This window comes from Granulicella mallensis MP5ACTX8 (genome assembly GCF_000178955.2).
Taxonomy (GTDB): Bacteria; Acidobacteriota; Terriglobia; order Terriglobales; family Acidobacteriaceae; genus Granulicella; species Granulicella mallensis.
On record NC_016631.1, the window covers coordinates 1813252 to 1838949 of the forward strand.

Annotated in this window: 15 protein-coding genes and 1 pseudogene; 8 read left to right on the forward strand and 8 right to left on the reverse strand. The window is 59.5% G+C overall.

Features of this window, described 5'->3' with window-relative positions; genetic code table 11:
• Positions 1-19 precede the first annotated feature (19 nt).
• From accC to ACIX8_RS07750, 4 genes are all read left to right on the forward strand, one after another.
• Positions 20-1393 (forward strand): acetyl-CoA carboxylase biotin carboxylase subunit, encoded by a 1374-nt coding sequence (gene accC, locus ACIX8_RS07735; protein WP_014264783.1) that lies wholly within the window; start codon positions 20-22, stop codon positions 1391-1393.
• 297 nt (positions 1394-1690) lie between these two features.
• Entirely contained in the window at positions 1691-2326 is a 636-nt protein-coding gene (gene thiE, locus ACIX8_RS07740; RefSeq protein ID WP_223295478.1) for a thiamine phosphate synthase, read from the forward strand.
• A 137-nt stretch (positions 2327-2463) separates the two neighbouring features.
• Entirely contained in the window at positions 2464-3912 is a 1449-nt protein-coding gene (locus ACIX8_RS07745) for an APC family permease (RefSeq protein ID WP_044178091.1), read from the forward strand.
• A gap of 33 nt (positions 3913-3945) precedes the next feature.
• Positions 3946-5562: an amino acid permease gene (locus tag ACIX8_RS07750; RefSeq protein ID WP_014264786.1), complete on the forward strand. Its 1617-nt coding sequence runs from the start codon at positions 3946-3948 to the stop codon at positions 5560-5562.
• A 415-nt stretch (positions 5563-5977) separates the two neighbouring features.
• On the opposite strand, the gene ACIX8_RS07755 is transcribed toward ACIX8_RS07750, so the two are convergent.
• On the reverse strand, positions 5978-8725 hold the full coding sequence (locus tag ACIX8_RS07755; RefSeq protein WP_014264787.1) for a hypothetical protein: 2748 nt from the start codon (positions 8723-8725) through the stop codon (positions 5978-5980).
• 217 nt (positions 8726-8942) lie between these two features.
• On the opposite strand from ACIX8_RS07755, the gene ACIX8_RS07760 reads away from it, so the two are divergent.
• Complete coding sequence (locus tag ACIX8_RS07760) at positions 8943-9260, forward strand: GIY-YIG nuclease family protein (protein ID WP_014264788.1); 318 nt, start codon at positions 8943-8945, stop codon at positions 9258-9260.
• A 205-nt stretch (positions 9261-9465) separates the two neighbouring features.
• On the opposite strand, the pseudogene ACIX8_RS07765 reads toward ACIX8_RS07760, so the two are convergent.
• From ACIX8_RS07765 to ACIX8_RS07775, 3 genes and pseudogenes are all read right to left on the reverse strand, one after another.
• Positions 9466-10236: pseudogene (locus tag ACIX8_RS07765) on the reverse strand (ABC transporter ATP-binding protein); the annotation flags it as partial.
• Between the two features lie 57 nt (positions 10237-10293).
• A complete protein-coding gene (locus ACIX8_RS07770; RefSeq protein ID WP_014264790.1) occupies positions 10294-11685 on the reverse strand; it encodes an efflux RND transporter periplasmic adaptor subunit in 1392 nt (463 codons plus the stop codon).
• Positions 11686-12108: 423 nt separating this feature from the next.
• The gene (locus tag ACIX8_RS07775) at positions 12109-13245 is read right to left on the reverse strand and encodes an SIS domain-containing protein (RefSeq protein WP_014264791.1); all 1137 of its coding nucleotides are present in this window, start codon (positions 13243-13245) and stop codon (positions 12109-12111) included.
• A 360-nt stretch (positions 13246-13605) separates the two neighbouring features.
• On the opposite strand from ACIX8_RS07775, the gene agaR reads away from it, so the two are divergent.
• A complete protein-coding gene (gene agaR / locus ACIX8_RS07780; protein ID WP_014264792.1) occupies positions 13606-14406 on the forward strand; it encodes a transcriptional repressor AgaR in 801 nt (266 codons plus the stop codon).
• A gap of 367 nt (positions 14407-14773) precedes the next feature.
• Here the strand turns inward: agaR and ACIX8_RS07785 are convergent, their stop codons facing one another.
• On the reverse strand, positions 14774-16597 hold the full coding sequence (locus ACIX8_RS07785; protein ID WP_014264793.1) for an MFS transporter: 1824 nt from the start codon (positions 16595-16597) through the stop codon (positions 14774-14776).
• Between the two features lie 416 nt (positions 16598-17013).
• Between ACIX8_RS07785 and poxB the strand changes: the two genes are divergently transcribed.
• Positions 17014-18738 (forward strand): ubiquinone-dependent pyruvate dehydrogenase, encoded by a 1725-nt coding sequence (gene poxB, locus ACIX8_RS07795; protein ID WP_014264794.1) that lies wholly within the window; start codon positions 17014-17016, stop codon positions 18736-18738.
• Positions 18739-18995: 257 nt separating this feature from the next.
• Here poxB and ACIX8_RS07800 read toward each other — a convergent pair whose 3' ends face one another.
• The gene (locus tag ACIX8_RS07800) at positions 18996-19745 is read right to left on the reverse strand and encodes a hypothetical protein (protein WP_044176356.1); all 750 of its coding nucleotides are present in this window, start codon (positions 19743-19745) and stop codon (positions 18996-18998) included.
• Between the two features lie 117 nt (positions 19746-19862).
• Positions 19863-20258, reverse strand: coding sequence for a hypothetical protein (locus ACIX8_RS07805; RefSeq protein ID WP_044176358.1), 396 nt, complete (start codon positions 20256-20258; stop codon positions 19863-19865).
• 224 nt (positions 20259-20482) lie between these two features.
• Here ACIX8_RS07805 and ACIX8_RS07810 point away from each other — a divergent pair, with 224 nt between their 5' ends.
• A complete protein-coding gene (locus ACIX8_RS07810; protein WP_014264795.1) occupies positions 20483-23986 on the forward strand; it encodes a carboxypeptidase regulatory-like domain-containing protein in 3504 nt (1167 codons plus the stop codon).
• Positions 23987-24412: 426 nt separating this feature from the next.
• Here ACIX8_RS07810 and ACIX8_RS07815 read toward each other — a convergent pair whose 3' ends face one another.
• Positions 24413-25666 (reverse strand): nucleoside permease, encoded by a 1254-nt coding sequence (locus ACIX8_RS07815; protein WP_044176360.1) that lies wholly within the window; start codon positions 25664-25666, stop codon positions 24413-24415.
• Between the last annotated feature and the right edge of the window lie 32 nt (positions 25667-25698).

Consider the following 25698-nt stretch of genomic DNA (forward strand, 5'->3'; position numbering starts at 1 on the left):
ACAAGACCAAGGGCATGGAATGATTCGTAAGGTACTGATTGCAAATCGCGGAGAGATTGCATTGCGCGTGATCAGCGCGTGCAAGGAGATGGGCATCCGCACGGTAGCGGTGTACTCGGAGGCCGACCGCAACAGCCTGCATGTGCGGTTCGCCGATGAGGCAATCTGCATCGGGCCGCCCAAGTCGGCGGACAGCTATCTCAACGTTCCGGCGGTGATTTCGGCGGCGGAGATCGCGGGTGCGGACGCTGTGCACCCTGGTTACGGTCTGTTGAGCGAGAACGCCAACTTTGCCGAGGTATGCCGCGCGTCGAACATCAAGTTCATCGGGCCTCCGCCAGAGGTCACGCGCATGATGGGCGAGAAGTCCACCGCGCGCCAGACGATGAAGAAGGCCAAGGTGCCGATTCTCCCCGGCTCGGACGGCATCGTTGCGACCGAGGGCGAGGCGCTGGAGTGGGCGCAGTCAGTCAAGTATCCCGTGATCCTGAAGGCCGTTGCCGGTGGCGGCGGACGCGGCATGCGCATCTGCCGCAGCAAGGAAGAGCTTCCGGCGCTGTACCAGCAGGCCTCGACCGAGGCGCTCAACGCGTTCGGCAACGGCGAGCTGTACATGGAGAAGTTCATCGAGCGGCCCCGGCACATCGAGTTCCAGGTGCTGGCCGACGAGCATGGCAACGTGATGTCGCTGGGCGAGCGCGAGTGCTCCATTCAGCGGCGGCACCAGAAGCTGATCGAAGAGGCTCCAAGCCTGCAGATCACGCCCAAGCAGCGCGAAGAGATGGGCAAGGTTATCAAGCGGTCGCTCAAGGACATCGGCTACTGGAACGCGGGCACCATCGAGTTCCTGATGGACGAAGATGGCCAGATCTACTTCATCGAGATGAACACGCGCATCCAGGTGGAGCACTGCGTCACCGAGATGGTGACGGGGGTAGACCTCGTCAAGGCCCAGTTGCGGATCGCGTCGGGGGAGAAGCTCAGCGATATCGTGCCGAAGCAGCCTGAGATCATCGGCCACGCCATCGAGTGCCGCATCAACGCGGAGCACCCGGAGAAGTTCACGCCAAGCCCCGGCAAGATCACGGTCTACAACGTGCCCGGCGGCAACGGTGTGCGCGTGGATACGGCGCAGTATGCCGAGGGTGTTGTGCCGCAGTACTACGACTCGCTGATCGCGAAGCTGATCTGCCACGGCAAGGATCGCGAAGAGGCGATGAACAAGATGCAGCGCGCGCTGAGCCAGTTCGTAGTGCAGGGAATTCATACGACCATTCCACTGCATGAGAAGATCTTTGCCGATGCGGAGTTCCGCTCGGGCGCGTTCGATACGAAGTTCATGGAACGGTTCCTGGAGCGCGAGAAGGATCGGTTGAAGGCGGAAGCGAAGTAGATTTGTTGCTTGTTTCGCTTTTGCACTTGCCTTTCTTGTTGTCATTCCGAGCGGAGCGAGGAACCTGCTTCCTCCCGTTCTTTGCCTGTGCCGCCATCATTGTTATGGGGTGGCACAGGCTACGTGTTTGCAGTTTTGCCTGCAGGTTTTCTGGGCAGCATGAACGAAAAACGGGAGGAAGCAGGTTCCTTGCTGCGCTCGGAATGACAAGCCAGAAAAACAACGACAACGGCAAAAGCAACAGCAGATTCCCTGCGAGAATGACAAGCCAGAAAGGCAAAAGCAAAGGCAAGGCGTTTGCCAGACCGTAAGATGACCCCGCTTTACCCCATCATCGACAAAGAAACTTTCACCACCCGCGGCATACTTGTCGCGGACTTCGCGCGCGAACTCCGCGATGCAGGGGTGACGCTTCTGCAATATCGCGACAAGACCGGTACCCCGCAGGAGATCCTGCAGGCCGCCGTGGAGATTGCAGCGGTATTCGCGGGAGTGGAGGCCACGCTGATCCTGAATGACCGCGCAGACCTCGCGGCACTGGCCGGTTGGAACGGCGTGCATGTGGGCCATCTCGACCTTCCCCCGGCGGCGGTGCGGCGTGTTCTGGGCGCTGGACGCATGATCGGCGTCTCGACGCATAACGACGAGCAGGTACGTGTGGCGGATGCAAGCGAGGCGGACTACATCGCGGTGGGGCCGGTCTTTGCGACCTCGACCAAGCTGAACGCCGAGCCGGTGGTGGGACTCGAAGGAGTACAGCGAGCGCGAGCGCTGACGGCGAAGCCCATCGTGGCGATTGGTGGGATTAACCGCGAAAATGCACGGGCTGTGATCGAGGCCGGAGCGGATTCAATCGCGGTCATCGGAGGCCTGTTTTCCGGCGGCGAGAGCGCTGGCAAAGTAGCGAGAGACTTTCTCGAGTTTTTACGGTAGGTTTGGGGTACGTGAAAGCTGAATCATTCAACTCTGAGACCCTCGCAAGCCTCTCCACCGCATCGGCAAAAAACGCCGCCGCTGGCCGGGAAGATATCCCCGTAGCCGCCTCTTCCGCTCCCAACTTCGTGCAGGGGATGGGGCTCTTTTCCGCGACTGCCATCGTGATGGGCTCGATGATCGGGTCCGGCATCTTCATCGTTCCGGCTGACATGAGCCGCGTGCTGGGCTCGCCCGCACTGTTGATTGCGGCGTGGCTGGTAACGGCGGTGATGACGCTGATCGGCGCCCTGAGCTACGGCGAACTCGCCGCCATGATGCCTAAGGCCGGCGGACAGTATGTCTATCTGCGCGAAGGACTGGGACCGATCTGGGGCTTCCTCTACGGTTGGACGTTGTTCCTGGTGATCCAGACCGGAACGATCGCGGCGGTCGGCGTGGCCTTCGGCAAGTTCCTCGGCGTGTTCTTCCCGGGAGTGAGTCAGAACCGCTGGCTGTGGCACATCGGCAGCGGCAACATTGGATTGAACACGGCAAATCTCGCCGCCATAGCTGTGATTACGCTGCTGACTTTCACCAATACCCGTGGCGTGAAGCTGGGTGCGGCGGTGCAGAATGTTTTTACCAGCGCGAAGGTGCTGGCGCTGTTGGGGATGGTCGCGGTTGGTGTTGTCGCCAAGAACGCAGTTGCGATAGCCGCGAACTTTGGCGCGGGCTGGCACGCCTTCTTTGCAAACGCGGGTTGGCATACGCAGCATGCGGTGCAGGTCGGCGTTGGCGGGCCGATTGAGTATGTCGGCATCTTTACGGTGATTGCGGTCGTGCAGGTGGGATCTCTGTTCAGCTCCGATGCCTGGAACAATGTGACCTTTACCGCGGGCGAGATCCGCAACCCCAAGCGCAACCTGCCGCTGTCCCTGGCTCTGGGGACGGGTGTCGTGCTGCTGCTCTACATCCTCTGCAACTTCGTCTTCCTCAGCGTGCTCCCGATGGTGGGTTCGGCGAGCGCGACGACGCTGGCAGGGCGGGGAATCCAGTTCGCCTCCGAGGACCGTGTAGCCACGGCGGTCATGCAGTCGGCGTTTGCCGGAATCGGTGCGAAGCTGATGGCGGCGGCGATCCTGGTATCGACCTTCGGCTGCGTGAACGGGATGCTGCTGGCGGGCGCCCGGGTGTACTACGCGATGAGCCAGGACGGGCTGTTCTTCAAGAGCGTCGGCAAGCTCGACGAGAAGACCAAGACTCCCGTGAACTCGCTGTGGATTCAGTGGGCCTGGACCTGCCTCTTGTGCCTCAGCGGGAGCTACGGACAGTTGCTCGATTACGTGATCTTTGCTGTACTGGTGTTTTATGTGCTGACGATCGTGGGACTGTTCAGGCTTCGCCGGACGCGCCCTGATGCCCCACGGCCCTACCGGGCGTTTGGCTATCCTGTGCTTCCGGCTCTGTACATCGTCATGGCGTTGTGGATTTGTGTTGTACTGTTGCGATACAAGCCGCAGTACACATGGCCCGGGCTGCTGCTGGTGCTGCTCGGTGTGCCGGTGTATTGGATTTGGACAAGGCGAGCCGCGAAGGCTGCCTGAAGATAACGAGTTAAACGGGAGATAGAACGGCGGATGGCGAATCTTTTTGCGAAGAAATCCATGAACGTGCTGATGGCCGAGGCGGGAGCCACGGGCGAGGGAACCCTCAATCGCTCACTCGGGCCATTTCAGTTGACGGCGCTCGGTGTCGGCGCTGTCATCGGCGCGGGCATCTTTGTGCTGGCGGGCCTGGGAGCCCACTATGCCGGCCCCGGCCTGATGCTGTCGTTCGTGTTGAGCGGTTTGGGATGTGCCTTCGCGGGACTTTGCTATGCGGAGTTTGCGGCCATGATTCCCCTGGCCGGATCGGCCTACACCTATGCCTATGCGACGCTCGGAGAGCTGGTCGCATGGATCATCGGCTGGGATCTGACGCTGGAATACGCCATGGGCGCGAGTACGGTCAGTTCGGGCTGGTCCAACCACTTCATCGAGATGCTGGAGATCTTCCATATCCGGTTCCCGCTGTGGCTGGCCTATGACCACTGGACCGCGCTGGGCGTGGCGGTGGATAACGTCGGGCGGCAGATCATGGCCTCCAACTACGCTTCGCTGGTTCCGGGAACGCAGGAGTATATCGTGCAGCTCGGCGCGCTGAAGGCCGCCCCGACAGCCGACATGCTGGCGAGAGCTCATGCCTTTCTTGGCGCTCCGGTGCTCTTCGGCCATGAGATCGGCCTGAACCTGCCGGCTTTCCTGATTGCGATGGTGGTTACGACCGTGCTGGCGATCGGCATCCAGGAGTCGGCAAGGTTCAACTCCCTCATCGTCGTGATCAAGGTAGTGGTGGTACTGTTTGTCCTGGGATTGGGGTCGCACTATGTCCACCCAGCCAACTGGGGCACCTCCTGGCACTCGTTTGCACCGTTTGGATTTGCGGGTATCGGCGCGGGCGCGGCGTATATCTTCTTCGCGTATATCGGCTTCGATGCGGTCTCCACGACAGCCCAGGAGGCCAAGAATCCGCAGCGCGATCTGCCGATCGGCATCATCGTCTCGCTGATCCTTTGCACGCTGCTGTACATCGGCGTAGCGGCTGTACTCACCGGCATGGTGCCGTGGCAGCAGGTCAACATTGAGGCTCCGATTGCCCGTGCGTTCCTCGACCGCGGATTGCCGTGGGCGAGCGATATCATCACGGCGGGTGCGCTGGCTGGATTGACGAGCGTGATGCTGGTCATGATGCTGGGCCAGACCCGTGTGCTGTATGCCATGGCGAATGATGGTTTGTTACCCAAAAAGTTCTTCGCCGAGGTTCATCCCAGGTTCCGCACGCCGTTCAAGAACACCTTCCTGGTGGGAACGATTGCAGGTGTCGTCGGCGCACTAACGCCGATCGACGATATCGGCAAGATGGTGAACATTGGAACGCTGCTGGCCTTTGTGATCGTATGTATCTCGATCATCGTGCTGCGCAGGACGGACCCCAACAAGGTGAGACCGTTCCGTACGCCGTGGGTTCCGTTTATTCCTGCCCTGGGTGTGCTCTTCAACGGCTACATGATGATCAAGCTGGGCTGGGTCAACTGGGCACGGCTGGTGATCTGGCTGGCCATTGGACTGGTCGTGTATTTCACCTACGGTCAGAAGAATAGCCGGGTACAGCGGGGCGAGCTTCCGGGGGAACTGGATGCGCCCATCCATGAATAGACTTTGAGATAAAGCACGTAAGAGAAGAGCCAGGATTCGCCACGATTGAAGTGGCGGATTCTGGCTCTTCTCTTTGCGCTGCATCCATCAAACGTTTGGCAGCCAACTGGTATTTGATAGGAAGATTGAGCTGTGCAAACAGCTTCCCGAAGCAAGACCCGGAAGGGCCCGGCTTCAGCCGGGCCACAAAAGTCGCTCCGCAGGAGCCTGCCATTCTGCCGAAGGCTGGAGTGAAGGCGTAGCCGTAACGACTGAATTGCCGTCTTTGGTCGTGGCAATACAAGCCGCGCTGGCCACGGATACAGCCTTGGTGAGTCTTGCACCAGTCTCGGCGGTACCGAAAAAGCAATTCAGTCGCTCCGGCTGCGCCTTCGCTCCAGTCTTCGGCAGAGCGGAATGTAATTACTCCCTGCTCCTACGGCCCCGCTGAAGCCGGACCCTTTGGCGTCTTGCTCTCCGCATGGCTTGTGCTATGGGAGTGGGGCGAGACGGTTGGAGGAGCGGAAGCCACCGTCGGCACGATCGCCGGGTTGATCGGCGTGGGGTCGTCGCGAAGATGCAGGAAGATCGTCGACGCAGCCGGATGCGGCAGCGTCAGGCTTGATCCGGTATAGCCATCGGGGACGGAGATCGGGGACGTGAAGGACGGATCGATGGAGATCGACTCGACGAGGAAGAGATTGGTGCCGTTTAGCGTGCAGGGCAAGGCTGTATCGGCAGGGCATTGCAGGCCCAGGAGCGTCGGCAGGCGGACGAGCGTCCCCAGGGGGAGCCAGTCGCTCATCGGGGCGTCCGGTTCGGCTGGGGGCTGGTCTGTGGTGATCGAAGCCAGGGGCGCGGTGTCCGGCTCGTTGCTGCGGTGCTCGTGCGTGGTCGTCGGAAGCGGATAGACGGAGCGCATCCGCAAGGGGCCAAAGGCGCTGGGGCCGAAGGAGCGCAGCGGGTCCAGCGTGGCGACGACGGTGTGAGGGTCCTGCAGGAGCAGGCCGCCCGAAGGCGCAAGCGTCAGCACCGTGCGCAGCGTGCCGTCCAGCGTCTCGATCTCGATCTGGCCATTGCGGGGAAAGGGGGCGGGACTCTTGAGCGTGAAGCTGACAGGCTGGGAGAGCGGAAGGTCATTCGCGTCGCTCAGAGAAATGGTATTGTTTGGCGTCTCTGAAAGAAGGCTCTTGCGCAGCAGAGTGATGACCGGCCGGGCCTGGGCTACGACGACCGGGATCGACAGGACGCGGCCATCGTGCAACTCCACGCGGGCTGTAAGGTGATCGTCGGTATGTGTAGGAGGTGCGGGGGCATCTGCCGCCAGCGCAAGACGTAAGGTGTTCGGGGAGACCTGGCTGTCTGCGCTGGGTGTGGGCTGGAAGCTGAGGTCGCCGAGTTTCAGCTTGTCCACCTGGGACAGGCTGGTGCCATTCAGGATGAGGGACCGGTCGCCGGCATGCAGCTCGATGGAGGCGATATGCGCCGGTTCCGAGAAGGTGCGAGCGGCGATGTCGTCGGCCTTCGGCTGTCCATACTGCTGGATGGCGAGATGCAGGTCTCCGGGAGTCTCTGTATGCTGCAGCGGCATCGTCAGGTTGAGCAGGTTCGGATCGTCAGGTCCGGGCGAGTGCTCGAACGCGATCGCCATATCGGTGGTGCTGCCGTTAGGCTGCGCGGTGATGGTGTGGACGCAGGCGCTTCCTGTCGAGGAGACCTGGAGCTGCGTCGAGCGGCCGGCAATGAGGCTGGAGGGAACGGCTTCGGAAGACTTGACGATGTGCCAGCCTGCCCCCGGAAGCTGCTGCAGCCCGACGGTGGGCCCGGTGAAGGGGTCGAAGCCCCAGCGGCCCTGGATGGTGCCGGTGAGCAGTACGGGCTTGGGTTGCGGTTCCGGAGCAGGCGTCTTCTCGGGTGCGGGCTTGGCGTCGGCGGAAGGGGCTGCCGGAGCTGCGGATCTGTCAGGATCGGGTTTGAGCAGCTTGGGGTCGTGCAGCTCCCGGTGATGGATCGGCGTCTGCTGCAGGACCAGGCCGCCCTGATAGGCGTCGGGGATGAGCGGAATGTCGGGCTCTGCGGGAGCTCCGGGCGGCGTATTCAGATGGAGCACGATGTCGTGTGCGAAGTCGGTAGAGAAGACCAGCGGCGCGCCTTCGATGGGCAGAGCGACGGACGGTTTAATCAGGCAGGCGACATAGTTCGCATTCGCGGAACGCAGCGGGGGAGGAACGGCGGCCTGTACTGAGGGGAGCCCGATGACCAGTACCGACTTGGGATTGTGGAAGGACGGCGGTGTGTTCAGGCGCAGGTTCATGGCGGCGTCCTGAGGGAAGGCAATGGCTGGGATGTACTGGTATTGGGCCGTATGCAGGGTGCCCATGAGGCGGATGACGTCGACAATGGCTCCCACGTAGGCGGAGTAGAGTCCTCCGCCGGCCACGCCAACTGTGCTGGCCTGGTTGATGAGATCGGAGCCAGGGCCGTTGGAGAGCGCGGAGGCGATGTTCTGGCCGTGTCCATCGTCGAGCAGAGTCTGGGTGCCGGTCTGGGTGAGGCAGGTGAACTGGGTATCGATCGGCCGCTTGAAGCAGTCGGGATTGGGCTTGAGCGCCAGCGTGCGGGCCAGCAGGTCGGAGTGCTTCTGGAGGGCCTCCGGATCGGAGGGCGGAACGCGGCGAATGGAGGCGAGGTACTTCTCGATACGGGCCTGTTCGAAGCCTGCTTCGGCAAGATCCTGCGAGGCACGGACGAAGACCCCCGGACGGCCCTGGACGGCGGAGCGCAGGGTAGCGAAGTCGCCACCGGTCTCCGGAGCCATAAAGAGCACGGCCTGTTGTGCCTCGGCGGGAACGGTCACGAAGACACCTTCCTGGCGGACCTTCTTGTCCCAGGTCTCGATGCGGATAAACCAGTTCTGCGGGGGAGGGTTGGTGGTTCCGCGCAGGAAGACGCAGATAAGCAGGTACTTAACCGACTGGGTGGGGGGCAGATCGGGATGCAGCCAGATCTTGTCGCCGGGCTGGAGATTGGGAACAGTCGCGATCGGGAGGGTTTCATTGCCGCGGGTAACGCGGATATCGATACGGGGCCCGACGAGGTCGAAACGGCCATCCGCTGCGTGCAGGGGGCGCAGGAGAGAAAGCAGTAGAAACGGCAGAAGAAGCAGTCGCGCGCGTTTGACCATACTGCTAGTTTAGACGCGTGTCGTGAGGGTTACAGGTGTTTGGGGTGGTGAACCGAGAGGGTACAGGGGGGAGGGGTTGAAAGCAGATTCCCTACGGGAATGACAAGCAAGAAAGGCAACGACAATTGTTTTTGCACTTTTGCTCTTGCTTTTCTTGCTTGTCATTCCCGCAGGGAATCTGCTTTCTATCGCCAGCCCCAAATGTTACGATTCCGCCATGCCGCGCCGTGAATATCACTTCTGGGTCTACATACTTTCCAGTCGCTCACGCAATCTCTACATCGGAATGACTAACAGTCTGATCCGGCGAACCTCGACTCACCGCGAGGAGGTTCCGGGGACACATACTGCCCGTTATTCCATCCATCGCCTGGTCTATTTTGAGTACTTTCGCTATGTACGCAGCGCTATTGCACGCGAAAAGGAACTCAAACATTGGACTCGCGAACAGAAGATCGAACTCATTGAGCGCGTTAATCCGACCTGGGAGGATCTGTTTTTGACCCTTCAGGAACCAGTCGGGTTTGAGGGCTGAACAAGCAGATTCCCTGCGGGAATGACAAGCAAGAAAAGCAACAGCAACAGCGAGGCTGTTATGCCTTTTTAGCGTTCTTGCCCGGTTCCGTCTTCTTTTCAGAAGTGTTCGGCATCGCCTCTTTTGCAGGAGTACTCGAATTTGCTGCAGAAGCGCTCGGATTCTCTGCTTTCGGGCTTGTCTCTTTTGCCGGCAGGCCTGCGGCAGCCTTTTTCCCCTTGGTGCTGAGGCTGTCGGTGGCGACCGAGCCATCGCGGATGCTGATGATGCGGTGCGCAAACTCGGCGATGTCGGGTTCGTGCGTAACCAGCACGATCGTATTGCCCTTGGCGTGCAGGTCGTCGAAGAGTGCCATGATCTCGACCGAGGTCTTCGAGTCGAGATTACCGGTGGGCTCGTCGGCCAGGATGATGCTGGGGCGATTGACTAGGGCGCGCGCAATGGCGACACGCTGGCGCTGTCCGCCCGAGAGTTCGTTCGGCTTGTGCATCATGCGCTCGCCGAGATTCACGGACGTCAACACCTCTTTGGCACGCGCGATGCGCTCCGCCACCGGCGTTCCGTTGTAGATCAGCGGAAGCTCGACGTTGTGCAGCGAGGTGGCGCGGGCCAGCAGATTGAACGTCTGGAAGACGAAACCGATCTCTTTGTTGCGGATGCGCGCCAGCTCGTCGTCGTTGAGCTGCGAGACATCGTGGCCGTTGAGCCAGTACTTGCCCTGCGACGGAGAGTCGAGACAGCCGATCAGGTTCATCAGCGTCGACTTACCCGAGCCGGAGGGTCCCATGATGGCCACGTACTCGTTGTGGCGGATACGAATATCGACACCGCGCAGCGCGTGGACCTGCTGGTCGCCCATCTCGTAGGTCTTCCAGAGGTTGTCCGTAACGATGACGTCACCGGGATGAGGGCCATCGGCATTGGCGCCGATACGGTCAGGCGCGGGGGGAACTACGGGTGCGGTTTCGATGGCCATCAGGTGTCTCCGGGGATACAGAACGAGATTCAGGTTGCGAGATACAGACTACGAGTATCAGCTAGATGAATTATCGTCTGTCGCCGTCTGGAGGGCAGTATCGTGTTTGATCGCGGTACCGCTCTTGAGCGTTCGCAGGACCTTATAGCGGCCGGTGACGACCTCGTCTCCATCCTTCAAACCGCTCAGGACTTCGATATCCGTCGCTCCCGTGACGCCGGTGGTGATCGGAACGAACTTTACCCTGAGCTGGCCGTTATCCTGCACCACGATGTAAACACCCTGGGTCAGATTGGACTTGGTGATCGGGCCGCCTGCCGCTCCTTCTTTGCCGTGGTTGTTGAACAGGGCCTTTTCAGAAGCAGCGTCGCGCTGTACCAGCGACTGGATGGGAACGGTCAGGGTATTGGGCTTGTGCGCAGTTGTGATCTTGGCAGTGCAGGAGAGACCGGGACGCAGATCGTCGCTTTGCTGCTTGTCGAGCGTGACGATGACCTTGAAGTCCTTGGCCTCTTCCGTGCCGGTGGTCGACTGCGAGGTGGCGAGGCCGGTGGTGCGCAGCAGCGCCTGGTCGCCAACTTCGGTGACGTGGCCCTTGAAGATCTTGCCGGGCAGGGCATCGACGGTTACGTCGACGGGCTGGTTCATGGCGACGTTGACGATGTCCGTCTCGTCGATCTTGACCTCAGCGGTGATGACGCTCATATCGGCGAGGGTCATCAGGGTAGAGCCTTCGGCGTTCTGGATGCCGGTTACGACGGTCTCGCCCTCACGGATGGGAACGTTGGTGACGAGCGCATCGAAGGGCGCGCGGCTCTGGGTGAGACCCAGGCTGTAATCATTACCCGCCAGCGTGGCGATAGCCTGATCGACGTGGCCGCGTGCGGAAGAGGTCTGCGCCCTGGCCTGGGAGAAACTGGCGATGCGCTGCTGCAGCGTCGCGGCAGAGACGTCGTACGCGGCCTTCTTGGCGTCGTAGTCCTGCTTGGCGATGAGCTGGTCCTGGTAGAGGCTCTTGGCGCGATCGAAGTCGAACTTCTTCTGTTCGAGGTCGGCCTTGGCCTGGTCGATGTTGGCGCGCGCGGTCTTCTCGGCTGCGATGTTGCTCTCGACGTCTGTCTTGGAAGAGGCGATGGCTGCCTTCTGCGCATCGACGGCGCTGGCGGGCTGCGCGCTTTCCACGGTGGCCACAAGCTGGCCGGCCTTTACGTGGTCTCCCTCTTTTACGTAGAGGTGCGTGACGCGGCCAAAGGCCGTCGCGCCGACGTTGACGCCTGTCTTGGGCTTGATCTGGCCGGTGCCGCTGACCGTGGCGATGAGGTCCTGGGGCACAGCTTTGCTGGTAGTCACGGCGGTGACGCTGGAGCGGCTTTGAATAATGGTGCCCGCAACAATGCCTACCAGAAGCAGGAAACCAAGGACGATTAGGGCGATTTTCTTCAGGCTCATCGTTAAGTTTTCTTTTGGCGCTTTCTTCGGTGGCGCAATTTTGGCACGACCCGGATAGGTTTGGACCCGGAGTGAGATACGTTGAGCGATGGCCTCCGGTTCCGTCCAATGGCACAAAGGACGGCTACCAGCTGGCGTCGCAAGAAAAGACCCGCTGTGCTTTCCATAGATGATACCAGTGAGTGAAGCCTATGGAATCGCCGGAATAAGTCAATCAGATGAATGGATTGTGAGTAGTTCGCAGACCTGGTCTTACCTGCCGTTTTTTAGCTTTAGACCCGTTGAAAAGAGCAGCTCATGCCTGAAACTCTGCCCTGACAACAAGCGGCCTGAAGAAGGCATAAATCAAAAAGGGCACAGCCTGAACTGCGGCCATGCCCCTCCTGTCTTTTCTTTGTAGCGCCAGTGTGTCGGCGATAGCGCTTATTCCGCGAGAACGGCCTTCGTCAGGTTGCGCGGATGGTCCACGTCGATTCCGTTATTGATCGCCATGAAGTAAGCGAGCAATTGCAGGGTAATGACCTCCAGCATGGGAAGCAGTGCCTCGCGCGCAGGCTCGACAAAGACCACATTCGTAGCCAGTTCAGCCACGACTTCATCTCCTGTATTGGCAATGGCCAGAATGTTCGCGCCCTGCTCCCTCATGTCCCGCATCAGCTGCACGATCTTCTCGTAGCGCTGCACCGACTCCGAGTCGTTGCGGTCTACCGTTGCAATCATCACCAGCGGCGTTCCTTCGCTCACCAGCGCATTCGGTCCATGCTTCAGTTCGCCGCTCGGATAGCCTTCCGCATGCAGGTAGGCCGATTCCTTCAGCTTCAGCGCGCCTTCGCGGGCGATTGGATAATGCACGCCTCGGCCCAGGAACAGGAAGTTCTTGGCCGTCTTGTACCGCTCCGCAATCGCACGGACGGAGCTCTCCCACCCCGGCAACTGGGCCTTCACGCTTGCCGGCAACTCGCGCAGCTCGGCGAGCCGTACCTCCAGCCCTGCGGCATCGAGCACCCCGCGCGACTCTGCGGCGAGCAACGACAGAAGATAAAGGTTCAACAACTGTGCGGTGAAGCTCTTGGTTGCTGGAATCGCCCGTTCGCGCCCGGCCTCGGTCGGGAAGGAGACCGTCGCCTCCTTCGCCATGGTGGAGCTTGCGACGTTGGTGATCGCCAGGGTCTCGTGCCCCGCCAGCTTGGCCTTGCGCAGCGCGGCCAGCGTGTCCGCGGTCTCTCCCGACTGCGATACCACCATGACCACCGCATCCCCAAGCGCTGTTTCATTGCGGTAGGTGTATTCGCTGGCGTACTCCACATCGACATGGATACCGCTCAGGTCTTCAAAGAAAAGCTCGGCAGCTAGTCCGGCATGACGGCTGGAACCGCTCGCGGCGATCACGATCTTTCCGCTGGCCTTCTTCAGCCAAGTCCGCAGCGGAGCGCATGTCTCTGCACGAAAGCCTTGCGCCTCCACGTAGCTGTTCAGGGTGGCCTTCAAGGTCTCCGGCTGTTCATGAATCTCGCGCAGCATCCAGTGCGCATAAGGAGCGGGGCTCTGTGTTTCCGGCATGGTCTTAATCCCTCACGGTCGTGTTTGCTGACAAAGTATATTTCGTTTTGTTTCGTTTATCAGTCTAATTTCATGATAAATGAGGATGCGCGGGCCTGTATAGGGAAATATAGGTTTCGCAGGGGCTTTTACGTTCTCCAAATCCTGTCGGGAAGGAGGAACTATCCTGATAAACAGGGCTTTCGTATCGAGGAAGACATGGGTTTGCTTTCGTGTCTTGAGGACTAAAGCAAATTTCCTGTAGGTGTATAGCGAAACTGCGACATTGATGGCCGTTTTTCCCCAGAAAAATGGCACTGCACGCCCGATTCAACTTCTCAGTAACAGGAAATTTGCTCTACAAGTTATGATGGGTAACCCATGCGAAAGTCCAAAACTCCCATTCCATCGAATACGGAAGGTCTTCTGATCGGAGAACGCCGGCAGCGGATGCTCGATCTCATCCAGCGCAACGGCCGGGTGCTTGTCTCTGAGCTTTCGGATGTCTTTGGTATCTCGCGGATCACGATTCGCAAGGACCTCGACTATCTGGAATCGAAGGGACTGTTACAGCGCAGCCACGGCGGGGCCCTTCCGCGCAGCAGCGTGCTCGCCGATCCTCCGCTCAAGGCCAAGGAGCAGCACCAGCTCAAGGAAAAGCAAAGGATCGCCGAGGCCGCTGTAAAGCTGGTCGAGGAAGGGCATTGCGTTCTTCTGGACTCCGGTACGACGACCACGGCCATCGCCCGCGCGCTCACGGCGTTCAGCAGCCTGACCGTGGTTACCAATGCCGTCAATATCGCAACCGAACTGGCCGGCACGGACTTCGACGTGATCCTGACCGGTGGAACCTTGCGCAAGAGCTCGTTTTCTCTTGCGGGGCCAATCGCCGAAGACATGCTCCGCGAGATCCATGCCGACATCCTGTTTCTGGGCGTGGATGGCTTTGACGCCAAGGCAGGCTTGACGACTCCGAACGTCCTGGAAGCCCGCATCAATCGGGCGATGGTTCACGCCGCGGAAAAAGTGGTGATGGTGTGCGACTCCACGAAGTTCGGACGGCGAAGCCTGTCCCTCATCGTTCCGGCGGACGCGATCCACACGGTGATCACGGATACGAATCTTTCCGAGGATCAGGCGGAAGCGATTAAGGCGCTTGGGGTGGAAGTGATCCTGGTGTAGCTTGCGCTGGGTGCTTAGCGCTTAGCGCAAGCTGTTATCCCAGTATCGTTTTGCTTTTATCCCACCACAGAGACGTCATCCTGAGCGTAGTAGTTCGCGTACTTTGCGAACTACGTAGTCGAAGGACCCCGAGGGTTGCAATCTCGGCTACACCCTTCGGACCTTTTCTACCTCGAGCGCTCGAGCCTGGACCTCCGTTGTGGAAAAGGTCCCAACAGCATAGGTGAGGTCAAGACCTTCGGGGTCCTTCGACTCCGCACCTCGCAAAAAGCGCGAGGCGCTTCGCTCAGGATGACGTTTCTGTGGAGGGTGTGAACAAGAACAGAGGTAGCCCGTACCTCAACTTACAAGGCACGGGCCACATCTCTTACGCTTTTCGTGGTGCTTCGAAGTAAGCCTCAATCTCTTCCAGCGTCTTGCCTTTGGTCTCCGGAAGGAAGAAGGTTACGGTCAGCAAATAGACCACCGTAAATCCGGTGAACAGGAAGAACATCGAGGAGTAACCGTACTTGCTGACGACAGGAAGGAAGATTCCGGCAAGCGTCGTCGAAACCATCTGATTGATGACGAGGGCGAAGCTCATGCCATTGGAGCGAATGCGTGTGGGCATCAACTCCGACAGCGCAAGCCACACGCAGACGCCAGGACCGAGCGCATAGAAAGCCATGAACGCATAGAGACCCAGCGCGACCAGCCAGCCATGTCCCTCGTTGGGAACACCGCCGATGTAGGCTCGATTGATCTTCAGCGGTGCGGTACGAGCGGCATCCAGATTGGCAAACGGGTTCTTGAAGAAGGCTTCGATCTTGTTGGTCGGCACGCAGCCCGCGCGCGTGATCTGAATGGGCGCTACTCCCGGATCATCCGAGCGCACAAAGTCGGTCGCGCCGGTGAAGTCGCCATAGGAGTAGATGACGGTCATGGAGGCGCGATTGCTTTGGACCTCGTTGCCGGTGTAGCCGCTGGCCGTCAGAAGCTTTTGCGCCTCTGCTTCGTTGAAGGGCAAATTAAGCGTCTGATCGGCGCCAACCAGCGATTGAATCGTGTTGCGGCAATCGATGTTCAGCTTTTCTGTCTTCAGGAACAATCCACCAACGCAGAGCAGCGACACGATAATTCCGGAGGTCCCGAGGATGAAGAGAAACTTTCGTCCCTTCTTGTCCACCAGGGTCATGCCGACGATCGTCATCAGAAAGTTCACGCAGGTAAAGAGGGCATAGCCCCAGTGCGCGCGAATGTCGGAGAGGCCGCTCTGCAGCAGGATGCTGGTGTTATAGCCGATGATCGAATTGATTCCGGTGGCCGTATTGCAGAAAAGGATGACGCAGGTCAGCAGGAAGGGGAACAGATACTTCCTGCGCAGAAGAGAGTCCTTGATCTCTTTTCCAGTGGAAGGCTGAATCTTGACGGCGAGCGCAATCTCTTCCATCTCCTTCAACTCGATCTCTGCCTGCTGGGGTGAGCGGGAGCGAAGCAACGCGGCATAAGCGCGATCTTTTTTGCCGAGCCGGAAGAGCCAGCGTGGAGACTCGCCTACGAACAGGCTGCCGATGACAAAGAGAACTCCGGGAGGCAGAGAGACCCAGAAGATGCGGCGCCATGCCTGGTCTTTGAAGGTCAGAACAGTGGCTGCACTGGCCACTTTGGCGACGGCCTCGACGCGATAGCTGTAGTAGATCCCGATAAAGGCGGCTGAGACGATGCCCAGGGTGAGCAGCCATTGGAAGATGCCCGTGCCCTGGCCGCGCTTCGACGCTGTGAGGCATTCGGCAAGATAGAGCGGAACGACGACACCGATGAGTCCACCACTGACGCCCTGCAGGAGCCGTCCGAAGAAGAGAGGCCCATATCCATGGGAGAGGGCGATCATCGGGATGCTCAACACGAAGGTGATTCCGCTCAGGACCATGAGCGGTTTGCGTCCCAGCCAGTCGGCGAGCAGGCCCGCGAACAGCGTCGAGATCACGCTTCCGAGTAGTACGGCTGCAACGATAATGGAAAGCTGGCTGGCGTTCAGATGGGAGGTAGCTTCGAGATAGGGCAGGGCGCCGCCAATGATGCCTACGTCAACCCCATAGAGCAGTCCACCCAGGCCTGCGACGATCAGCAGGAAGCGGTTGTAGGCTTCGTTACCACGGTTGGCGTTGCTATCGGGAGCGTGGAACGTGGATGTGGGAGCTACATAGGGCATGGAACACTACCTCCAACAGATTCAAGCACGGGGCCGTCGAAATATCATATCGTTTCGGTTCCTCGTACTTCCTGCTCTCCGGCCTGCTTTGGCAGGTATTTTGCCAATTTCTTTCTGAAGCAGGCCTGGCAAAGGGCCAAGAGATGCCTGAAGGCATGCGGGGCATCTGGCTGGAGACGAATCGAAACATCTTTATATTTCGTTTTACTTCGTAGCGTGGCTTTCCATTCTGGCGTTCTCTAGGAGGCAAACTCCTGAATGTGTCGTCGAATTCTCTCTGGCGGGGTTTGCACACTACGAGACGAAATTGATGACGCGACCTTGTCTGAGAGCGCACTTCACCGAGAATATTCGCATCGAACGGCATATCCGGCCAGAATCACAATCGGAGAGCGAAACGACAAGGGGATATTCAGATGGCAAGGAAAGTGGCGGAAGTCTTTGTAGATACGTTGGTACAAGCGGGCGTAACTCGTGTCTACGGCGTGGTGGGCGATTCCTTGAATGGGCTCACGAATACCATCCGGCAGAACAAAGCGATCGAATGGCTTCATGTGCGGAATGAAGAGGCCGGAGCGTTCGCAGCCGGTGCGGAAGCCCACGTCACCGGAAAGCTCGCTGTCTGCGCCGGAAGCTGCGGCCCCGGCAACATGCACCTCATCAACGGGCTGTACGACTGCCATCGCAGCCGCGTCCCCGTGCTGGCGATTGCGGCCCAGGTGCCGAGCCAGGAGATCGGCAGCGGCTACTTCCAGGAGACGCACCCCGAACACCTATTCAAGGATTGCAGCTACTACTGCGAGATGGTGTCGCAGGCCGACCAGATGCCGCGCGTCCTGGGGATCGCGATGCGTACGGCTATCGCCAAGCGGGGAGTGGCTGTCGTCGTCATCCCCGGAGACGTCCTGGCGCGCGAGTGTTCCGCCGCAACGCTAGCTCTCGGCATTCATGACTCGGCACCGATGATTCGCCCCTCCGGCAACGAACTCCACCAGGCGGCGGCCCTTCTCAACGGAGCGCAGAAGGTGACGATTCTCGGAGGCGCCGGCTGCGAGGGCGCGCATGACGAGCTGGTCGCTCTGGCGGCCAAACTCAAAGCTCCCATCGTGCATGCTCTGCGCGGCAAAGAGTTCATCGAGTACGACAATCCCTACGATGTAGGAATGACAGGCCTGCTCGGCTTCTCCTCCGGCTATCACGCGATGATGAACTGCGATGCGCTGTTGATGCTTGGCACTGACTTTCCTTATCCGCAGTTCTATCCGAAGAAGGCGAAGATCCTCCAGGTCGACCTGCGCGGCGAGCAGATTGGGCGGCGTACGCCGGTCGATCTCGGCCTGGTCGGCAACGTGAAGGATACGCTGGACGCGCTGACTCCTCTCTTGCAGGAGAAGAAGGACCGCTCTTATCTCGACACCTGCCTCGACCACTACAAGCAGACTCGCAAGGAGCTCGACGATCTCGCGACAGGCGAGCCGGGCCGCACTCCGATCCATCCCCAGTTTGTTGCCAAAGTTGTCGATGAACTGGCTGCGGACGATGCGGTCTTCACCTGCGATGTCGGAACACCGACCATCTGGGCGGCGCGCTATCTCCACATGAACGGCAAGCGCCGTCTGCTGGGCTCTTTCATTCATGGATCCATGGCGAACGCCCTGCCGCAAGCCATTGGCGTGCAGGCCTCTCATCCGGGCAGGCAGGTGATCAGCCTCTCCGGCGACGGCGGTCTGGCGATGCTGCTGGGAGAGGTACTGACTCTCCGTCAGCTCAAGGTTCCGGTAAAGATCGTGGTCTTCAATAACAGCAGCCTCGGCTTTGTCGAGCTGGAGATGAAGGCCGCGGGTCTGGTCGACTACGGTACGGACCTCGTCAATCCGAACTTCGCACAGTTGGCGGAGTCCGCCGGGATCTTTGGTGTGCGCGTCGAGAAGCCGGAAGACCTGCGCTCCGCTGTCTCACGCGCCTTCGAGCACGATGGTCCCGCCCTGATCGAGGTGATCGTGAACCGGCAGGAACTCTCCATGCCTCCGTCGATCACGGCGGAGCAGGCCCTCGGCTTCAGCCTCTACATGGTGCGCGCAGTCTTTAGCGGACGAGGGGATGAAGTGATCGATCTTGCCAAGACCAATCTCATTCGCTGAGGAGTTGTGGGCGAGTTTTTGTTTTTCTTGCTGTCATTCCCGCAGGGAATCTGCTGTTGCACTTGTTTTTCTGATTGTCATTCCGAGCGTAGCGAGCGAATCTGCTTCCTCCCGTTTTTAACTCGTTCTGGTACAGCTAATCCTCTTGCCTTTACTCACTATGCGTGTAATCCAAACGAAGAACGGGAGACAGCAGATTCGCTCGCTACGCTCGGAATGACAACCAGAAAAACAACAAACAGGCTCACAAGGGCACTTCACCCGTGGGGATGAATCGCCACCACATCTGCCTGCAGCGGCACCCCGCCACTCATCTTGATGTGTAGAACAGCCTCAAAGGGAACCAGGGCATCGCTCGGTCTTCGGATGATCTTCGCCAACTGTTGTGCGTTGCCCGGATTGCAGACGAACTCCACGGCAGCCTGCGTGCCATTCGTCGTCAGCCCTGTGAAAATGGCAATCCGCGTCCCGGGTTCGAGTCCGGGAACGGAGGCGATGATGGCGTACTCCTCATTGGCGGACGAAGGCTTAAAGCTCGCGGGCTCGCCCTGCAGCGGGTGGCGATCGACGATGAACCCCTGGTGATCGCTATCGATATCGATAGCAAAGTCGAAGTTCGTCTTCAGGTCCTGCAGCGCACTGTTCTGGCTTGCGGCTCCGATAAAGATAAGGTTGTGAGACTTCGCCTCGTCCCACGTGACCAGGCGGCTGCGCTTCAGGATGAACTCCGCATGGTGGGCATCGAAGACATGCGTCAGGTCGCGAATCGCCGAGGCCTCGCCTGTTCCTGTGTAGGTGTCATCGTCGATATCGTTCAGCGACCTCTGCAGGCCGGAGGTTACCAGCCGCATTCCGGTATAGGGCGTACCCGTGAAGAGGGGATTGCTGTAGATGACCAGTGGAGGTGCTCCCTGCAGGAACGGCTTCCAAAAAAGATTGGTGCTGGAGTTGTGCTCCAGATGCGGATTGCGTGCCCAGGCAAATCCCATGAGGATACCCAGGACCATGCAGGCGCAGGCTATCGCCGTCCAGGTCAGCGGCCGGTTGCGAGATCGCGGAGGAGGGAGGACTGACTCGACTGCTTCTCTAAACTCTTCGGAGTCGGAGGGCAGGAGCTCCTCCGGCTATCTCTCCTCTTCAAGCGGCTGGAGTTCCGGCACGGGAGCGGCTGAACGGAAGACAGGCAGGTAATGCCCCCTCGGAATTTCAAGGATGAGGTCTTCCTGATCTCCCACTCTCGCGAAGTAAGCAGCCAGCTTGATTCTTAGTAGGCGCGCTTGTGACCGGACGATGCTGTCATCGCTGGAGTTATAGCCAGGAGGGCGGTCGAAGACATGGATGCCGATCTGCTGCTCGGTAGCTTCTTCCGGCGCTCCCCTCAGGGAGCAATCGACTACGTAGAGAAAAAATCGACACAGCTTGCGGGAGGATTTGAGTTCGGGGCTTGCAACAATCCGTTGAGCCAGCGCCCACTCGGGTCTTTCAGAATATCTTTCGTCTAATGAGTTGCTTACAGCCATAGGCCCCGCAAGAATACAACGGTTGGTTCCATCTGATTTTACCCGTCAAATGGTAACCATACACCGTGAATACGATGCCGAACGTCGTTTTCGGGGTGGTCTGTAGCAACGACTAATTAGGGGAAGCAATCCTACAACTACTGTCGTTAGGTCTTTAGCCAATTGGAACGTCCCTTCAAGGATGAGCATTTGGCGGGTCTCCCGACGGCTTTAGGAGAACCAGGATGCCGAATCAAAAGAAACCAGCTCGCACAGGGCTGTTTCTCGCTGCATGTATATTGCTGGCGGGAAGCAGTGCCTACGGCCAGGCCGTTTATGGCTCGCTTTACGGAACGGTGAAAGACACCTCAGGTGCAGTCATCAAGGGTGCCACCGTTACGGTCACGGACGAACAAAAGGGGACGGTACAAACCACCCAGACCAACGAGAGTGGCGGCTGGAACGTCGGCCACCTCGTCCCGGACAACTATGACGTCAAGATCAGCGCCCCGACGTTTCAATCAACCGAGTCAAAGGACGTAGTGGTCCACGCCGACGTCTCCCAGCTTGTCGATGTGCAACTGGGAATCGCCGGAGCAGACCAGACGGTTACCGTTTCGGCCTCGGACACCCCGGCCCTGAAGACGGACCGCGCTGATGTCTCGCAGGTGATCGACGAGCACGCCGTGCAAAACCTCCCCAACCTGGACCGCAACTTTACGCAGTTCACCCTGCTCACGCCGGGCGTGCAGCACTCCACGTTCAATATCAATGGTCCCGAGAATCCGCAGGGAACCACCTCGGTAACGACGAACGGCTCCAGCTACGGCGTCCAGGGATGGCTGCTCGACGGCACCGACAATCGCGAGCCGGTTGACGGCATCATCGTGATCAACCCGACGCTGGATTCGGTCGGTGAGCTAAAGGTCACCTCTGCCGACTACGACGCCGAGTTTGGCGGCGCTGTGGGCGGTATCGTCAGTGCGCAGACCAAGTCCGGCGGCAACGATCTTCACGGCGACGCCTTCTTCTATCGCCACAGCGGAGCGCAGCTGGCTCGCAACCCCTTCACGCAATCCGAGCCCGATCCGGTTACCGGCCACCTCATCCCGGGCCAGGTCTACGGCCAATTTGGCGGCTCGCTCAGCGGACCCATCGTCAAGGACCGCACCTTCTTCTTCCTCGACTACCAGGGCACGCGGCAGCGTCTCGGTGCCAGCCAGTTGCTCACCGTGCCGACCCTGACGGCCCGCAACTCCTGCGTCCTGCAGACCGCCGGTGCCACCTGCGATCTGAGCCAGTACCTCGGCTCACAGCCTATCTATTACCACCCGACAGGTTCGGGCGGACCGGGCCAGTTATTTGCGAGCAATGCGATTCCGGTCTCGGCCATCTCTCCGCAGGGTGCGAACCTGCTGAAGCTGTTGCCGGCGCCGAACACCAACGGCACGTCGATCACCAACAACTTTGCGGCCTCCGGCAACGGCAACGACAACGCCGATCAGGCCGACATCCGTCTGGACCATCAACTCAACAGCAAGATTCATCTCTTTGGCCGGTATGACTACGCGCTCTTCGGCCTCTTTGGCAGTGCGGCCTTCGGTCCGGGCGGCGGTGTCGGATTCGGCATCTCCGGAACGACCGGTACCTCCGAGGTCCAGAACCAGAGCGCGGCTCTCGGCATGGACTGGGCGATCCATCCCACGCTGTTGACGGATCTGCGTGCCGGCTTCCTCAGCTATCACGTCTCCGAGAACAAGCTGACGGCAGGCCAGACCCCGGCCGCTGATGCGGGTATTCCGAACCTCAACACTGCCGCAGACAGCAGCGGTCTTCCCAACATCACGATGGCCGACACAATCAGCAACTTCGGCAACCAGGGCTGCAACTGCCCCCTGCTGGAGAGTGAACAGGTCTTCCAGTTGGCCAACAACTGGACGAAGATCCTCGGCAACCACACGATCAAGTTTGGCGGAGACATTCGCTACGCCTTGAACCTGCGCAATGCCAGTGACAACGACCGCGCCGGTGTACTGAGCTTCGCAGCGGCGTCGACAGCGGCTGGCCCCTCCGATCCCACAGCCTCCAGCGGTACCGCTCTTGGTTCTCTGCTGTTCGGTCAGGTTGCCCAGTTCCAGCGCTTCGACGTCTACTCGCAGGATGCTGCCAACCGCCAGAAGCGTGGATCTTTCTATGCCCAGGACTCCTGGCGGCCCAACAGCAAATTGCAGGTGAACTACGGCGTGCATTGGGACGTCATCTTTCCTGAGACGGTTAACAGCCCCGGCAACGGCGGCTTTGCCGATATCAATGCGGGCGGCGTGCGCGTAGCAGGCTTTGGCGGTAACGGCACCAACGGCGGCCAACGCATGGATTACACCAACTTTGCAGGCCGCTTCGGCTTCGCCTACCAGGTTCATCCCAACACGGTCATTCGTGGTGGCATCGCCCAGGTGTACGACGACGTAGGCTTCTTCGGTACGCTCTTCGGTTCTGTCCTGACGCATAATCTGCCGGTGCTGAACAACGAAAACGAAGGCTCAACCAGCTCGACCGGGCAGTACATCTCGACATTGACGACGCTGCCTGCGAAGCCCGCTGCACCCACGATTCCGGCGAGCGGCATCATTCCGTTCTCCAACAGCTACAGCCCGCAGTTCCGCGGCGATCGCATCCAGCTTCCCGAGGTCGACCAGTGGAACGTAACGCTGCAGCAGCAGTTCTCCAGCAACTTCACGATGGAGATCGCCTACGTGGGCAACCACGCGGAGCGTATCTACCCGGGTGAGACCTACGGCTTCGACTTCAATGCACCGACGCTGCCTACCTCTCCCGCACAGTTGGGTGATACCTCGGCACGTCGTCCTTACTTCAATAAGTTCACTGGAACCTACCAGGGAGCTTCGACGATCTGCTGCTCGAACGGCCTGACCTCGGCCGCTCCAACGGCGAACTCCAACTATCACTCGCTGCAGACCAAGCTCGACAAGCGCTTCAGCAACGGACTGCAGTTCAACGCCAACTACACCTGGTCGAAGGCAATGAACTATGCCAACGACGAGGCCTTTGCGAACTATCCGCAGATCAGCCATGGGCGCGGAGACACCAACCGCACCAATGTCTTCGTGGCGAGCGGTGTCTACGCCTTGCCGTTCGGTCGCGACCGTATGTTCGCCAGCCACGTCAATCGCCTTACCGATTACGCGATCGGCGGTTGGACTCTCAGCGGCACGACGACATGGGAGAGCGGACGCCCCTTCACTCCCACGTACCAGGAGTGCGGTGCGGATGAGGACATCGACAATAACTTCGGAGGCCCGGGTGTTACCAGCGATTGCCGTCCCAGTGGCGACGCGGCAAACCTCGTGCGTTCGGTAGGTGCACTCGATCCGGCAACGCACTCCAGGCAGTTCTTCACGCCTGTGGCTGCGCTTACAACGAATGGCGCTACTTCCGGCCCGTTCACCCGCCCCGCGTTTGGAACCTTCGGCAACGTCGGTCGCAACTCCCTGACGGGCCCCAGCGATTACTACGCCGATATGTCGCTCATCAAGGACATTCCCATTACCAAGCGCGTCAAAGGCCAGTTCCAGTTCCAGGCTTTCAACGTCTTCAACCATCCGGAGCTGGATATTCCCAACGCTTCGAACGCACGTTGCATTGATTGTTCGAACGGCGGTGTGATCACCACCCTGGAAGGGAACTCGAGCATGCGTCAGTTGCAGTTCGCAGCGCGCGTTTCGTTCTAACGGCGCTATACCTCGAAAGCCTCCTGACACGTAAGACCGCATAGAACAATGTGGTCTTATGTGCCAGGAGGCTTTTGGCATAGAGCGATGACACGATGCAGATACCTACCCCGATCATTCGATAGAGGCACGCTCTAAGCCCCGAAGGGGCGGCCCCATCATAGCCCAGGGTGAAACCCTGGGTAACAATGTCACCAAGAAGGTGAGCCCTGAAAGGGCGTCCTATCGATGCTCACCGAGATAGGTCGCCCTTTCAGGGCTACACATCTCAATGCTCTACAACCCAGGGTTTCACCCTTGACGCAGAGCGCGATGCAAATGTTTGTGGCGCGCTTTGCGTCCTCACCCTGGGCTATGATGGGGCCGCCCCTTCGGGGCTAGTTGGTCGGCTCTCTGTATTTCTTCGGGATATCACTTCGATGGTTCTTAGAGAGGCGCCTCGACCGGAATTCTTCCGGCAGCCTCAGCCGTCTGCACTGTGCCCTCCTCTTTATCCGAGAAGGTCAACAAGAACAGAACCAGAACAACAGCCGAAGCCCCAGCCGCAACCAGCCAGATCGATCGCCAGGAGTGCACGTCTGCACCCGCCGCCGAGAGCGTCGTGTAGTGCTCAACGACCGCTCCCGATAGCCAGGAGCCGACAAACATCCCGACACCATAGGTAAGGAATGTAATCAACCCCTGCGCCGCGGCCCGCAGCGCCAGCGACGACTTTCGGTCGATATAAATCTGGCCGGTGACGAAGAAAAAGTCATAGCAGATGCCGTGCAGCACGATGCCGAGCACCAACATCCACACATGTTCATTCGCATTGCCATAGGCAAACAGAACATAGCGCAGAACCCACGCCAACATTCCCGCGACCAGCATGTACTTGACGCCGAGCCTGCGAAAGAACCACGGGATCAGCAGCATGCAGAACAGCTCTGACATCTGTCCGCCGGTCATCTTTCCGGCTGCATTCCTGACGCCTGCCTCATTCAGAAACAGATTCGTGAAGGCGTAGTAGAACTGCAACGGGATGCAGATAAGAAACGAGGCAATCGCAAAGATGGCCATGGAGCGCTCGCGCAGCAACGATCGTGCCTCTTTAGGAAAGACACTCTCGATCGTGAACTTGCCCTCGCGTGAGAGCGGTGGCGTATCCGGAAGCGTAAGGCAGTAAGCCGCCATCAACAGGGAGAAGGCCGCCGCCGTCTGTAGTGGTCGCGCTGTGCTTTCGAGCTTCAGCGTGCCGATCAACAGGCCCGCAACGATCCATCCGAGGGTGCCCAGCACGCGGATCGGCCCGAACTCCAGCTTCGGCTCGCGCATCTGGCGAAAGGCAAGCGAGTTGGTCAGCGCCAGCGTCGGCATGTAGCACAGGCTGTACAACAACAGCAGGACGTACTCTGCGTGAAAGGCTGTCTGCACCGAAGCAATAAACAACAGCACGCCACCCAGAAGATGAAGCAACGCCAGCACCCGCTGGGTGGCGAAGAGCTTATCCGCAATCAAGCCCACAAAGAAGGGGGCGATCATGGCGCCCACCGCTGTTGTGCCTGCGGCCAGGCCAATCTGCTGCCCGGAGAAGTGAAGCGATTTCGTCAGCCAGGTTGCAAGCGTGACATACCACGCGCCCCAGATAAAGTACTGGAGAAACATCATTACGCCCAACCGTGCTCTGATCTGCATCTTCATATGGGCAAGTTTATCCTTTGTGCCCACTTCCA